This is a genomic window from Oxalobacteraceae bacterium OTU3CAMAD1 (assembly GCA_024123915.1).
Lineage (GTDB): Bacteria > Pseudomonadota > Gammaproteobacteria > Burkholderiales > Burkholderiaceae_D > Rugamonas.
The window spans coordinates 4,320,918-4,334,629 of record CP099650.1; the positions used below are offsets into that span (position 1 = coordinate 4,320,918).

The following is a 13,712-nucleotide window of genomic DNA, read 5'->3' on the forward strand; positions in this document are numbered from 1 at the left end:
GACGCCGCACGCGCGCGCCGGCATGCCCCCGCATACCCCGTCGCGCCCGAACCAACGATAAGGAATCTTTTGGATGGAAGACCCTGCGGCGTTCGCCGAGTTGCCCCCGCGCCGTGTCGCGCAATACGGACCGGCCATTGTCGCGGACGTCGTCGCCAGCATGGCGCCCACATGGCAGCCCTATCCCGATCCGCCATCGGCCGCAGCGTTCGGCATCCACTTCGGCAACAGCATCGCGGGCCGGCGCTCGGCGGCCGCGCTGATCAACCGCATGTACCGCTGGCGCGGCTATGGCGACAAGCATTTCCTCGAACCGCACGCCGGCCATCTGACCTTGAACGCCTCGTCTGCGGAAACGCTGCTGGCCACGGTCACCTTGCGCGTCGATTCGGCCGCCGGCCTGCTGGCCGACGACACCTTCGGCGACGCCATCGACGGCTACCGCCACGCCGGCGCCCGCGTGTGCGAAGTAACGCGGCTGGCGCTCGACCCGCTGGCCCACACCCGGCTGGCGCTGGCGTCGCTGTTCCACATCCTGTACATCCACGCGCGCAAGTCGCACCGGTGCAGCGACGCCTTCATCGAAGTGCATCCGCGCCACCGGCGTTTCTACGAGCATATGCTGGGTTTCCGCCACGTGGCGGGCAAGCGGCACAACCTGCGCGTGGACGCGCCGGCGCACTTGCTCCATCTGGACCTGGAATTCATGGGGGCGCAAATCGCCCGCTTCGGCGGCACCGGCGCGGGCAACCTGCACGCGCGGCGCTCGCTGTACCCCTACTTCTTCGGTCCCGCCGAGGAGGCCAACATCGCCGCCGTGCTGACGTCGATGGTGTGACCCTGGCGCGGCGGCACGCGGCCCGCCGCTTCAACGGCGCCGACCGCCTGTGAAGGCAAACGCCGCGCCGGCACGGCGGCCAGCGCCGTCAGGGTGGCGCCGATGGCGTCGGCGCGCAGGATGGAGTCGACCGCCACCTGGCGGATCGCGTTGGCCGGCATGTCGGGGCACAGCGCGTCGCGCGGCTCTTGCGCGATGGCGGTGCCGCCGGCGGCCTTGATGGCGCGCAAGCCGTCGGTACCGTCGTCGAGGAAGCCGGACAAGACTGTGCCGACGACCCGTTCGCCGAACTCGGCGGCGGCCGACGTGAACAAGGGATTGATGGCGGGCGCCATCAGATTGGGGTTGCCACTCGCGGTCAGCCTGACCCTTACCTTGCCGTGATCGTTGACGATGGTGAGATTGAGGCCGGGCGCGGCGACCAGGATGGTGCCCGGTTCCGCGTACTGGCCGTCGATGGCGTGCGACGCCGGCAGGCGGCAGCTTTTGGCGAGGACTTGAAGAAGTTCATTGCCCTGCGGGCCGACGTGCATGGCGATGAGTACGGGCGCGGAAAAGTCCAAAGGCAGCTCCGCGCATATCGCCTCCAGCGCCGGAATACCTCCTGCGGAGGCGCCCACCACCACTACCCGTTCCATCATCGTTCTCCTTGGCCAGCGGTTGACGGCACCTAAGGGAATTGGAAATTGCCGTAACTCAATGAAATTATACCAAAAAGTCGTACAAATGGCTTAAGTCATCAGTATGGCGCGGGGCGGTGGGTTTTCTCTGTACGCTGGCCCTCTTATGCTCGCGAAGATTCGGCAGTCTGCGCCCTGCGGGCCAGGTTCATCGCCAACCGCAGCTGGAAGCGCGGCGCGCCCAGGTCCCACGGCGTGAAACGCGGCAGCTGGTACAGGTCGCCGGTGCGTCCGCCCCAGGCGGTCGACACCGCGCCATCGAAACCGAGTTCGCGCACGATACCGACATGTTCGGCGCGGTAGTCGACATTTGGCTTCCCGTTCGGATAGGCGAACAGCGGCACCGGCGCGCCTATCAGCGTTTCCAGCCGCTGCTTGCCGGCCGCGATCTCGTCGCCAGCCTGCCGCGCCGGGATCGCCGCCAGGATCGGATGGTTGACCGTGTGGGCGCCGATGCCCATGCCGGCCGCGTGCAGCTGGCGTACCTGCCCGCTGCTCATCATCAAGTCCCGGGCCAGGCCGTAGTCCGCCTCCCCGGCCAGGCGCTCGACCATGGCCAGCCGCTCCTCCATCGGCAGGTATTTCAGGTGGCCGATCAGGGCGCCGATGGCGGCCCGCCTCGCCTCGGGGCCGTCCAGCGGCAGCAGGCCGAGGCCCGCCGTGCGGGCGTCGAACCGCGCGCCGGGTGCCGCAGGCGCGTTTCGCACCAGCTCGATCACGGTGTCGTTCCACATGCGGCCGCCATCGAGGAAGCCGGTGGCGATGAAGAACGTGGCCGTCAGGCCGAAGCGCTGCAGGATGGGCAGCGCCTCCACCGCGTTGTCGGCGTAGCCGTCGTCGAAGGTGATGCAGGCGGCGCGCGGCGGCAATTTCCCGGCGCGCATCAGGCGCACCGCCTCGTCCAGCGGCAGCACGTTGAACGAGGACTTGAGCAAGCCGAGCTGGATCGCGAAGGCTGCGCGGTCTATCTCGCCCGGGAACAAGGGATCGGGCGCGGCCAGCACCCTGTGATAGATCATGATGCTCAGGCCGCGACGGCCGCCGGGCGACAGCAATCGCAACAGCGGCCGCGTCGGCCAGCCGCCACGCGCCGGCACTGGCGGCGAGCCGGTGATATCCGCGCCCGCGCTCATGTCTGCGCCACGCCGGCGTCGGCGTCGGCTTCCGTGTGCCGATCTACCGCCCGCGCCGTCGGCCGGCGTTGCGGCGCGGCCTGCCGCGCCACAAGTATCCGCGTCGCCACCATGGCCGCCATGATCATGTACGGCACGTCGAAATAGGCCAGGCTGAGGAACGCGCCGCCGACGGCGAAGCCCACCAGGCTCACCTGCAGCATGGTGGCCAGCCGCAGCGCCCAATCCAGCTCCGGCACGCCCTTGGCCTGGCGCACGATGGCGCTGCCGGTACGCCAGATCATCACGCCCAGCGCCAGGTACAGCGCCAGGCCCATCCAGCCATGCTCGCCCAGCACCTGGAAATAAATGCTGTGGGCCGCGTGCACGTCCGCCGGGATCGGGGCGTAGCGGGCGAACACCTGACCGTCATAGATCTCGAAGCCGCCGCCCAGCAGGCGGTCGTTGGCCAGGTTGAACGCCATGCGCCAGGCATTGATGCGGCCCATGGCCGACGTGTCCTCCTGGTAGGTGTTGATGGTGTCGATGCGCTCGTGCCATTGCGACGGCATCAGCACCACCATCAACGGCACGGCCATCGCCAGCAGCACGCCCAGCGGCAGCTTGTTGCGGCTCTTGAGCCACAACACCGTGGTCATCGCCACGATCGCCAGCGCGGCGCCGCGCGAATACGAGCCCAGCGAGGCCAGCGCGCACAACAGAATCGAGGCGACCAGCGCGCCCCTGGCCCAGCGCTGGCGCACATTGCCGATCAGGTAGTACATCAGCGGAATGACAACGATCAGGGCCAGCGCCACCTCGTTGTTGCCGTCGATGAAGGTGCCCTCCGGCCCCCACACGCGGAAGTTGCCGCCGCTACGCAAGGTGAAAATACCGCCCTTGACGCCGTAGAAGCCCAGCGACACGACCACGGTCCACACCAGCCATTCGATCTCCTGGCGGGTACGCACCAGCATCATCACCACCGCCGTCATGCCGAAGATCTTGTACACCTTGATCCATTGCTGGGTGACGACGTCAACGCCGTGGATCGAGAACAGCGACGTCACGCTCATCCAGCCCATGAAGGCCAGGAACACCCAGGTGACCGGGTGGGCGGGCAAACGGTACTTGTCTTTGTGCAGAAACATGGCGGCGACGATGGCGGCGGCGATCACCGCAGCGAACGGAAAGGTGCGGGCGAAGCCCCAGCCCTGCGAGTGCGGGTTCATCACGCTGATCCAGATCCACATGACGACGCCGAACGGCGGCCGCTTGAAGATAAACGGCAGCGATCCGAACACCAGCAGCGTGACCAGCAAATCCCTCATGGCGTGCCGGCTCCGTGGTTGGCCCCGTAATTGCGCGCCGCGTCGACCTTGCTCACCACGTAGCGGAATTTGCCCGACGCCTCCGGCGCGATGGCCTCCACGCGCTCGACCGTCACCTCGACCTGCGCGCCGAGCCGCGCCCGCACGCCGCGCGTGATGTGGTCTCTCAGCTTATCGCTCAACGGCGTGTCCAGCGCCACCTGCACGCGCGTCGAATGCAGCGATTCCTGGATGATCTTGAACGCCTTCATGCCCTCGATATCGCGCAGGATGTACACCAGCGCCAGGCCGTGCATGACGGTGCCGTCGGCCGCCACCAGGAAATCGGTGCTGCGCCCTTGTATCTCTTCGAGCATCGGCAGGCTGCGCCCGCAGCCGCACTGGCGGGTCGACAGCGCGCCAACGTCGCCGGTACGGTAGCGGATGAACGGGAAGTCGCCGCTGGCCAGGTGGGTGACGACGATCTCGCCGGTGGCGCCGGCCGGCAACGGCCTGCCCTCGGCGTCGACGATTTCGACAATGATGTCCTCGGCCGTGATGTGCATGCCGCCATGCGGGCACTGGTGGGCGATGAAGCCGGCGTCGCGCCCGCCATAGCCGTTGGCCACCGCGCAGCCGAAGGTGCGGGTGATTTGCTCGCGCTGCTCGTCGTAGAGCCGCTCGGAGGTGACGAAGGCAACGCGGATGCCCAGGTCGTCCATGCGCTGGCCGCGCAGCTCGGCGTGACGGGCGATGTGCGACAGCGCCGACGGATAGCCGAACAGCATGCGCGGGCGCCGCGCCCGGATGCGGGCGACGAAGGCGTCCAGGTTCGCTTCCGACATCTCGAACGCCGGCAGCAGCATGGTGCGCATCACGCGGTCGCGCATGGCGCGGGCGCGGTCCTGCGCACCCAGCTCAATCGGCGACCCCCACACCACGATCTCCGGGTCGCCGATGTCGACGTCCCACCAGCGCGTGGCGCGCCACTTGGCGGCGACATCGTGGCTGACGCGCTCCTTGCCGATGTAGAAAATCAACGGCTCGCCGCTGGAGCCGCCGGTATTGAAGCGCGCCAGCTCGCGCGCGTCGCCGGCGCGCAGGTCGGCGCTGTGGGCGCGTATCAGCGCCTTGTCCAGCATCGGCAACCGCGCCAACGCGTCCAGCGACCCGACGTCGCGCCGGGCGTCGAAGCCGATCCCGGCGAACAGCGCGCGGTAGTACGGCACCTGCGTCTGCGCCCGCAGCAGCAGGCGGCGCAGGCGTTCCAGGCGCAGCTTCTCCAGCCGCTCCGGCGCCCAGTACTCGGTGTCGTCCATGCGGCGGCGCACGCTCACCGTGGTGTGGCGCTTGAACTGCTCCTGCAGCGGAAACAGCAGGCCGGCCACCACCGCCGTGTACAAACTGCGGGGCGCCAGCGGGGCCGGCGCCGATGGCGGCGCGCCGGTATTCAGGACAGTATTCATGCTTTGCTCCCGCCGGTGGCGGATGCGCCGCCGGCCTTGTTGGCTTTCTCGATCACCGAGCGATACACCTGCAACAGGCGCGGACGCACCTGCGCCCACGTGTACTGGTCGGCCAACTGCAGGCCGGCCTGGCGCAGGCGCTCCTTCAGGTCCGGCTCGCCCAGCAGCAAAAACATCGCGTCCGCCATCGCCTGCGGATTTTGCGGCGGCACCAGCAAGGCGCTGCGGCGGTGCTCGACCAGATATGGCACGCCGCCGACGTCGGTGCTGACCACCGCCACGCCGCCGGCCAGCGCCTCCAGCACCGAGTTCGGCATGTTGTCGACCAGGCTAGGATTGAGCATGATGTCGGCCTCGCGGTACAGCGCCGCCATGGCCGAATTGTCGATGCGGCCGGTGAAACGCACCGCCTGCGCGATGCCGAGATGGTCCGCCAGCGCGGTCAGCATCTCGGCCTCGGGGCCGCTGCCGGCGATCACCAGCTGCGCCGCCGGATAACGGGCAGCCAGCAGCGCGAACGCCCGCAACGCCGTCTGATTGTCGTAGATCGGCTCGAGGTGGCGCGCCACCAGCACCGACGGCGCCCTGCATCCCGATGGCGTGGGGCGGCCCTCGGCGTGGCCGAAGCGCTCCAGGTTGATCACGTTGGGCACCACCGTGCTGCCGAAGCCGTGGCGCTGGAACACGGCTTCCAGAAATCCTGAAGGCACCAGCAAGGCCGCGCTGTGGCGCAGGCTGGGGCGGACCCAGTCGGCGGCCCGCTGCAGGAAGGCGTCGGCCTCCCCGCCCCGGTAGTTGACCACGACCGGACAGCCGCGCAGGCGCGCGATCCAGATCGCCGGCGCGGCAAACAAATGCCAGGACCAGCCGGAATTGGCCATCACGTGCAGCAACTGGACCTTGCCGGCCACCCGCCACAGCCGCCACAAGTACGGCAGCAGCCGCACGCCGGCGCGCAGCACCGGGATGCGGCCGGCCCAGGCCGGACTGTAGGGCGCGTTCATCTGCACCAGCTCGACACGGTGGCCGTCGCGCAGCAGCAGCTCATTCAGCTGCAAGGTTTGATTCGCCATGCCGCCGGGCGGCGGCGGCAGCGGGCCGATCAAGCCGATGTGTACCGGCGCCTCCATCATGCCGCCCGCTCCGCGTTGACGCTTTTATACACCGCGCGGTAGCGCGCCACGCTGGCGGCCCAATTGCGTTCGTGTTCGACAAAGCGGCGGCCGCTGGCGCGCAGCGCGTCCCAGCGCTGCGGCGCCGCCAGCAGGGCCAGCACCTGGTCGCTCAGCGCCTGCGGGTCGCCGGCGGCGAACAGCACGCCGGTCTCGCCGTCTTCGATCAGCTCGCGGTGGCCGCCGACATCGGAGGCCACCAGCAATCGTCCCTGCGCCATCGCCTCCAGCGGCTTGAGCGGCGTGACCAGGTCGGTCAGCCGCATCTTCACGCGCGGGTAGACCAGCACGTCGGTCAGGTCGTAGTAGCGCTGCACTTGTTCGTGCGGCACGCGTCCGGTGAAGACCACGTGCGCGGCCACGCCCAGCGCCTCTGCTTGAGCGCGCAGCGCCGCCTCCTGGGCGCCGCCGCCGACCAGCAGCAGCCGGATATCGGGCCGCTTGGCGATGATGCCGGGCAGCGCTTCGAGCAGGATGTGCAAGCCTTCATAGGCGTAGAAGGACCCGATGAAGCCCAGCACCACCTTGCCGTCCAGGCCCAGTTGCGCGGCCAGCGCCTCGTCGCGGACACCGCCGACGCTGAAGTCGGCGATGTTGACGGCGTTCGGTATCACGGTCACCTTGCCCGGCGCGATGCCGCGCGCGGCGATGTCGGCCCGCAGCCCTTCGCAGATGGTGGTGGCGGCATCGACCCGGCGCAGCGCGTAGGTTTCCATCGCCCGCGTGGCGCGGTACCGCAGGCCGCCGTCGCTGCTGGAACCGTGGTCGACGGCCGCGTCCTCCCAAAAGGCGCGGATCTCGTACACCACCGGAATGCCCAGGCGGCGCCCGACCCGCAGCGCGGCGATCGCGTTAAGCGCCGGCGAATGCGCGTGCAGGATGTCCGGCCGCACTTCGCGCGCCACTTCCAGCAGGCGCGCCTCGATGGCGTCGATCACCGCCAGCTGGCGCAGCGCGGGCAAGCCGGCCTTGAAACCGCTGGCCGGCGGCGTGCGGTAAAAATCGAGGCCGTCGATCTGCTCCTTCGGCGCGTCGCTGACGCCCTGCTTCGGCCCGGTGAGCTGGAAGGTTTGCCAGCCCAACACCTTTTGCTGGCGCAGGATGGCGCGCGTGCGGAATGTATAGCCGCTGTGCAGCGGGATCGAATGATCGAGCACGTGCAGGATGCGCAGCGGCGCCGACGCGGCGTCGGCGTCCACCCCTTCGCCGGCGGCGGAACGCAAGGTCGCCGCGCTCATGCGCGCAGCTCCTTGCGCAGGAACGCCTCGAACATCAGCAGCGACCAGATCGGCGCGCTGTAGTCGCGCAACCCGGCCTGGTGCTGCTCGTGCAGGTGGCGCAGGTAATCGGGGTTGAACATGCCGCTGTCGCCCAGCAGTGGCCCCAGCAGCGCATCGTGCACGCGCTGCTTGAGCGGTCCACGGAACCAGGTGGCCAGCGGCACCGAGAAGCCCATCTTCTTGCGGTACAGGATGTCGTGCGGCAGGTGCGATTCCAGGCTTTTTTTGAAGATGTACTTGCCCTCCCCGCCTTGCAGCTTGAGCGACGGCGGCAGGCCGGAGATCCATTCGACCAGTTGATGGTCCAGCAGCGGCACCCGCACCTCCAGCGCGTGGGCCATGCTGGCGCGGTCGACCTTGGTCAGGATGTCGCCCGGCAGATAGGTCTTCAAATCCAGGTACTGCAGCAGCGACAGCGGATCGTCGGTGGGCGCGGCGTCGGCGTGGCCGCGCATGACCTCGATCGCGCGGTAGCCTTGCAGGCCGGTCTTGAAACGGTCCGAGAACAGCTGCGCGCGCATGGCGTCGCTCATCAGGGTCACGCCGTGGAAGTAGCCTTCGACCAGGTCGCGTGACAGCGCCTCGAAGGTGGTCTTGGCGCGGAACACGCGCGGCGCCCAGTCGGCCTTGGGATACCAGCGGCCCAGCAAGCCGAACACCGGCTTGCGCAAGCCGGCAGGAATGCGGCCGCGCACACGGTGCTCGTTCATCGCGTAGCGGTAGCGGCGGTAGCCGGCCAGGTTCTCGTCGCCGCCGTCGCCCGACAACGCGACCGTCACCCTCTGGCGCGCCAGCTGGCACACGCGGTAGGTCGGAATCGCCGAGCTGTCGGCGAACGGTTCGTCGTACAACCCGGCCAGGGTGTCGAGCAGCGCGTAGTCGTCGGTGCCGACATTTCCCGTGTAATGGTCGGTGCCGTGCTGCGCCGCCACCTGGGCCGCATAATCGGATTCGTCGAAGGCCTTGTCCTGGAAGCCGATGGTGCAGGTGTTGACGGGCTTGTCGCTCATGCCGGCCATCATCGCCACCACGGCGCTGGAATCGACCCCGCCGGACAGGAAGGCGCCCAGCGGCACGTCGGCCACCAGCCGGATACGCACGGCCTCGCGCAGCCGTTCAATCAACTCGTGCTCGACGTCGGCGCTGGCCATCGGCGCGTGCGGCGCGAACGGCACGTCCCAGAACTTGACCGGGGCGGCCAGCGGCGCGCCCACCTTTTGCGTCAAGGTGTGGCCGGGCGCCAGTTTAAGCGCGCCTTCGTAGATGGTGCGCGGCTCCGGGATGTAGCCGTAGGCGAAGTAGTCCTCGACCGCGCGCGGATCGATGCGGCGTTCCAGGTCCGGCAGCGACGCCAGCGCCTTCAGTTCCGAGCTGAAGGCGAGGAAGCCGTCGGCCGTCAGGCAGTAATACAGCGGCTTGACGCCAAGCCGGTCGCGCCCGATGAACATGGTTTGCTGGTTGCGGTCCCACAGCCCGAAGGCGAACATGCCGCGGAAGCGGTGCACGCACGCTTCGCCCCACTCCTCCCAGGCGTGGACGATGACCTCGGTGTCGCAGCGGGTGCGGAACACGTGGCCCAGCGCCTTCAATTCCACCGTCAGTTCGCGGAAGTTGTAGATCTCGCCATTGAAGCACACCATCACCGAACCGTCCTCGTTGCCCAGCGGTTGCAGGCCGGCGGCGATGTCGATCACCGACAGCCGCCGGTGGCCGAAGCCGATGCCGGGTTCCAGGTACAGGTCGGCCTCGTCGGGGCCGCGATGATGCTGGGTCTCGTTCATGCGCTGCAGCACGGCGCGATCGATGTCGCGCTTGCCGCCTATGTCCATGATGCCAACTATTCCGCACATGATGCCACCCGCCTTCTCAGTTTAAGTTTTCGTTCGCATAATTCGTCGTACAGCGCCTGGTAGGCGGCCACCATAGCCTGCATGCCGTAGTGCTGGGTCACGCGCAGGCGCGCGGCCAGCCCGTGTTCGTGCACCAGCGCGGGACGGGTGGCGTAGCGTTCCAGCGCCGCGCACAGCGCTTCGCTGTCGCCCGGCGGCACCAGCGCGCCGGTGGCGCCGTCGGCCACCACCTCCGGCACGCCGCCGACGTCGCTGCCGATCACCGGCACGCCGCTGGCCATGGCCTCGAGCGCGGCGCCGGGCGTGCCCTCGGCGATCGACGGCAGCGCGAACACGGTCAGTCCGCGCAGGATCGCGGCGACGTCGTCGCGTTTGCCCGGCAGCCAGACGGCGTCGTTCAGGCCGGCCGCGTCGACCTGCGCGCGAAGCGCCGGCAGCAACGGGCCGTCGCCGATGATCGCCAGCCGCAGCCGGTGCGCCAGCTCCGGACGGCGCGCGCGCAAGGCGGCGAAGGCGGTCAGCAGCAGCGCGTGGTTCTTGACCGGTTCGATGCGGCCGACGCTGCCGATCACCAGGCAACCGGGGCCGAAATGGCGGTCCAGCGGGCCATTGGTCTCGGCGGGTGTGGGCGGCCGGTAGCGGTCGATGTCGATGCCGTTCGGCAGCAGGCGGCTCTTGCGGGCCGGTACGCCGATGATCTCGCGGTTCCAGGCCAGCATCTCGGCCGAGTTGGCGTAGCAGTGGTCGTAGAACGGGATCATCAGGCGGCGCAGCAGCCGGTGTTTGCGGTTCAGTCCCTTGGGATCGGCGGCGTCGCGGCCGTGGGCGCCGTTGATGCGCACCGGCACGCCCGCCAGCAGCGCGGCCGGCGCGTATTCGATGGCCGACAGGTTGTACGTGTGCAGGATGTCGGGGCGCAGTTGCCGCAGCAGGCGCCACAGCGCGGCGTGGGTGCCAAACGCCAGTCCGGCCGGCTTGTCGAGCGCGTACAGGGCGACATCGCTGCGGGTGATGCGCTCGGCGAACGCGGTGTAGCCGGTTAGCGCGATCACTGCGTGCCGGTAGTGGCCGGCCGGCATGCGGTTGATGCGCTCGACCATCAGGTTTTCCATGCCGCCGAAATCGAGGCGGTAAATCAGGTGGACGACAAGTGGCGGCTTCATCGCTTCGATCCCTCTTGCGCGCGCACCCGCGTCAACGTGGCGTCCATGGCGCCGAGATTGTCGGCGAGGAAAGCGCGCAGCGCTGCGCGGGCGCCGTCCGGCTGGTCGCCAAGCGGCGCGAACAGCATGACGGCGGCGCCGTCGTCGCTGCCGGTGAGGACGCGCTGCTTGATCTGCAGCAGCTTGCCCATCGTGTCGCTGGTGGTGGCGCGGCCGTCGATCCAGTACCAGTGCCAGACCAGCAGCGCGCCGTCTTTACCGTGCAACATCGACTCGCGCACGGCCAGGGTGCGGCCGGCAACCATCTCGTTGCGCACCGCGCCCCCCGTCAGGTTCCATGGCGAATTGACCATCGACGTCAGCCGGTTCATTGACGTGATCAGTTTGCTTGCGCCGGTTTGATGGCGGTAGTACAGCAGCGACAGGCCAACCTGGCCGGTGTTCTGCGCGTAGTAGCGGCGCAGCGTAGCGGCCGGCGGCGTGAAGGCGGGCTGCCAATCGGTGAAGGCGGCCGTGAACGGCGCCCTGGCCGGAAAACTGTCGAGGCCGACCGGCGGCGCCGTGTTGCCGGTGCTTTGCAGAAAACCGGCATAGGCGGGCCATACGCCCAGGGCCACCACGACGCCGAGCGCCATCGCGGCGATACGCGTGGTTGGCGGCCGCCGCGAGGCGAGCTTCGGCGCCGGGGTGGAGGCCGGCGGCAGGCGGTCGCGCCAGCGCGCGCCGATCAGGAACAGCGCAAAGATAACGATGCCGAAGAACAGCCAGCCATACAGCAGGTGATCGACGCCGACCGCCAGGGTCATCCCGCTCAGGTGGCCGAGCATGACGATCATATAGGCGCGCAGGCCGTTCGCCAGGATGGGCAGCAAGGCCGCGACCACCACGAACAGCGCGCGTTTCCACCAGCGGGTATAGGTCATGTAGGCGTACAGCACCCCGGCCGTCACCGAGGCGATCAGATAGCGCAGGCCGCTGCACGCCTCCACCACCGACCACCCGCCCGATGGCAGGATGAAATTATTGCCTTCGTGCAGAACCGGTATGCCAGTCAGGCGCAGCGCCGCCACGGTGAAATTGGCGGTGACGGTCATCAGCGGTTCGATCAGGCTGTCGCCGACCGGCACGGCCAAGAACAGGAACAGCAACGGGAAGGCGATCACCCGCGCCATGCGCGGCCCCAGCACCGCCAGCGCCGTCAGAGGGAACATCGCGACGAAGGCGTACTGGCGGATCACCTGCACCTCGCCCAGGTCGGCGAGCAGCCAGAGCATGCCGCAGCCGGCCAGCGGCAACAGCGCGGGCCAGAACGGCGCCGGCGTCATCGCCCGCAGCCGCTCGCGGCGCTGCCAGGCCAGCCACAGGCTGATCGGCACAATCAGGTAACCATGGGCAAAGGTTTCCGAGCGCGCCCAAATCTCGACGATGGAGACGGCCGTGCTCCAGTAGGCGGCCAGCGGCAATATTGTTAGTAGCAAGGCCAGCAGCAAGGCGCGGGCGGCGGCCGTGGCGCCCGTGCCGCTGCCGCTGCCGCGCGCGGCGCCGCCGATGCCGGTCCGGGCGTCGCCGGCGGTGGTGGCGGCTGCGGGCGCGGCCGTGGTGTCTATCGCGCTCATCTCACGCGCTCCGTGGCCAGGGCTGGGCCGGACGCTGTTCCAGCAACGCGGACACGGGCGCCAGATTGCTTTCCCAGCCGTACAGTTGTTCGACCTTGGCCCGCGCGGCCGCGCCGATGGCCGGATCGGGCGCGTTCAGATAGGCGAGCGCCGCGCGGGCGTGGCCGCCGGCGTCGTCGGCCAGCAGCAGTTCGCGGCCGGGTACGGCGTCTATACCTTCCAGCGCCTGCGGCGAGACCAGCACCGGCCGCGCCATCGCCATCGCCTCCAGCACCTTGTTCTGGATGCCGCGCGCGATGCGCATCGGCGCCACGCACAGCGCCGCGTGCGCCACATAGGCGCGCACGTCGGGCACGGTGCCGGTCACCAGCACGCCCGGCAGCTCGGCCAGGCGCTGCACGGCCGGCGCCGGCCGCGAGCCGACGATGCAAAACAGCACGTCCGGCGCGGCGGCGCGGATGACGGGCAACACCTCCCGCGCGAACCAGCTGACGGCGTCGATGTTGGGCCAGTAATCCATGGCGCCGGTGAAGGCGAGCACGCGGGCGCCCGGCGGATATGGCGAGGCGCCAGCATTCGCCGGGGAAAAGAATTCGGTATCGACACCGTTGCTGTAGTAACCAATGCTGGCGGCGCTTTCCGGCGCAAGCGTGCGGAACAACGCCGCCTCGGGCGCGGACACGAACAAGGCCGCATCGCTGGCGCGCGCCACCTCGCGCTCGTAGTCGAGCAGCAGGCGCGCCTCGCGCCGGTAGACCTGGCGCATCGGCCAGCGCTTGCCGTCGGCGTACTGGCGCCATTTGTCGGAATCGACATCGACGAAATCCATCACCCGCCGGGCCGACGGATGCGCGTCGGCGTACTGCGCCATCGGCGAGGAGTAGCAGACGATGCGGGTGATGCCTTCGCGCTTCACGGTCTCGTCGACCCAGCGCCGCATGCCGTCGTTGCGGTAATAGTCGCACGACAGCGCCCGCCCGCCAGCCAGCGCCGCCAGGCTGCGCAAGCGTGCCCGCAGAGGGTGCAGCGCGGAAAAATGGCTGCCGGCGCACATTTCTTGCAGATGCGCGACATGCTTCCAGTCGTCGGCGTCGTCGACAAACGTGCCCAGATAGACCTGGTAGCGGGCGCGCAGGTGCCGCAGCAAATGGTACGACCGTATCTTGTCGCCTTTATTGGGCGGATACGGAATGCGGTGCACCAGGAGCAGCAGTTTTTCCACGTG

At 68.8% G+C, this 13,712-nt stretch carries 11 protein-coding genes; 1 reads left to right on the plus strand and 10 read right to left on the minus strand.

Annotation, left to right across the window (positions count from 1 at the left end; translation table 11 throughout):
• Positions 1 to 73 precede the first annotated feature (73 nt).
• The gene (locus tag NHH88_18605; GenBank protein USX11718.1) at positions 74 to 838 is read left to right on the plus strand and encodes an N-acetyltransferase; all 765 of its coding nucleotides are present in this window, start codon (positions 74 to 76) and stop codon (positions 836 to 838) included.
• Here the strand turns inward: NHH88_18605 and NHH88_18610 are convergent.
• The 10 genes from NHH88_18610 to NHH88_18655 all read right to left on the minus strand — a co-directional run bounded on the left by NHH88_18610 (position 778) and on the right by NHH88_18655 (position 13,709).
• Positions 778 to 1,479 carry a chemotaxis protein CheB gene (locus NHH88_18610; GenBank protein USX11719.1) on the minus strand — a complete coding sequence of 234 codons (702 nt, stop codon included), beginning with the start codon at positions 1,477 to 1,479 and terminating at the stop codon, positions 778 to 780. The genes NHH88_18605 and NHH88_18610 overlap by 61 nt on opposite strands.
• A gap of 143 nt (positions 1,480 to 1,622) precedes the next feature.
• Positions 1,623 to 2,651 carry a polysaccharide deacetylase family protein gene (locus tag NHH88_18615; GenBank protein USX11720.1) on the minus strand — a complete coding sequence of 343 codons (1,029 nt, stop codon included), beginning with the start codon at positions 2,649 to 2,651 and terminating at the stop codon, positions 1,623 to 1,625.
• On the minus strand, positions 2,648 to 3,961 hold the full coding sequence (locus NHH88_18620) for a putative O-glycosylation ligase, exosortase A system-associated (protein ID USX11721.1): 1,314 nt from the start codon (positions 3,959 to 3,961) through the stop codon (positions 2,648 to 2,650). The genes NHH88_18615 and NHH88_18620 overlap by 4 nt, the downstream gene beginning before the upstream one ends.
• A complete protein-coding gene (locus tag NHH88_18625; GenBank protein ID USX11722.1) occupies positions 3,958 to 5,406 on the minus strand; it encodes an AMP-binding protein in 1,449 nt (482 codons plus the stop codon). Before NHH88_18625 ends, NHH88_18620 begins: the two co-directional genes overlap by 4 nt.
• The gene (locus NHH88_18630) at positions 5,403 to 6,539 is read right to left on the minus strand and encodes a glycosyltransferase family 4 protein (GenBank protein USX11723.1); all 1,137 of its coding nucleotides are present in this window, start codon (positions 6,537 to 6,539) and stop codon (positions 5,403 to 5,405) included. The genes NHH88_18625 and NHH88_18630 overlap by 4 nt, the downstream gene beginning before the upstream one ends.
• Entirely contained in the window at positions 6,536 to 7,750 is a 1,215-nt protein-coding gene (locus tag NHH88_18635; GenBank protein USX17374.1) for a glycosyltransferase, exosortase A system-associated, read from the minus strand. Before NHH88_18635 ends, NHH88_18630 begins: the two co-directional genes overlap by 4 nt.
• Before the next feature lie 62 nt (positions 7,751 to 7,812).
• Positions 7,813 to 9,708, minus strand: coding sequence for an amidotransferase 1, exosortase A system-associated (locus NHH88_18640; GenBank protein ID USX11724.1), 1,896 nt, complete (start codon positions 9,706 to 9,708; stop codon positions 7,813 to 7,815).
• Positions 9,696 to 10,871, minus strand: coding sequence for a TIGR03088 family PEP-CTERM/XrtA system glycosyltransferase (locus tag NHH88_18645; protein ID USX11725.1), 1,176 nt, complete (start codon positions 10,869 to 10,871; stop codon positions 9,696 to 9,698). The genes NHH88_18640 and NHH88_18645 overlap by 13 nt, the downstream gene beginning before the upstream one ends.
• Complete coding sequence (gene xrtA, locus NHH88_18650; protein USX11726.1) at positions 10,868 to 12,487, minus strand: exosortase A; 1,620 nt, start codon at positions 12,485 to 12,487, stop codon at positions 10,868 to 10,870. Before xrtA ends, NHH88_18645 begins: the two co-directional genes overlap by 4 nt.
• 1 nt (position 12,488) lies before the next feature.
• Entirely contained in the window at positions 12,489 to 13,709 is a 1,221-nt protein-coding gene (locus NHH88_18655; GenBank protein USX11727.1) for a TIGR03087 family PEP-CTERM/XrtA system glycosyltransferase, read from the minus strand.
• Positions 13,710 to 13,712: the final 3 nt, after the last annotated feature.

Coding starts and splice junctions, on each gene's coding strand:
- NHH88_18605 (USX11718.1), top strand. CDS start 74: ATGGAAGACCCTGCGGCGTTCGCCGAGTTGCCCCCGCGCCGTGTCGCG.
- NHH88_18610 (USX11719.1), bottom strand. CDS start 1,479: ATGATGGAACGGGTAGTGGTGGTGGGCGCCTCCGCAGGAGGTATTCCG.
- NHH88_18615 (USX11720.1), bottom strand. CDS start 2,651: ATGAGCGCGGGCGCGGATATCACCGGCTCGCCGCCAGTGCCGGCGCGT.
- NHH88_18620 (USX11721.1), bottom strand. CDS start 3,961: ATGAGGGATTTGCTGGTCACGCTGCTGGTGTTCGGATCGCTGCCGTTT.
- NHH88_18625 (USX11722.1), bottom strand. CDS start 5,406: ATGAATACTGTCCTGAATACCGGCGCGCCGCCATCGGCGCCGGCCCCG.
- NHH88_18630 (USX11723.1), bottom strand. CDS start 6,539: ATGATGGAGGCGCCGGTACACATCGGCTTGATCGGCCCGCTGCCGCCG.
- NHH88_18640 (USX11724.1), bottom strand. CDS start 9,708: ATGTGCGGAATAGTTGGCATCATGGACATAGGCGGCAAGCGCGACATC.
- NHH88_18645 (USX11725.1), bottom strand. CDS start 10,871: ATGAAGCCGCCACTTGTCGTCCACCTGATTTACCGCCTCGATTTCGGC.
- xrtA (USX11726.1), bottom strand. CDS start 12,487: ATGAGCGCGATAGACACCACGGCCGCGCCCGCAGCCGCCACCACCGCC.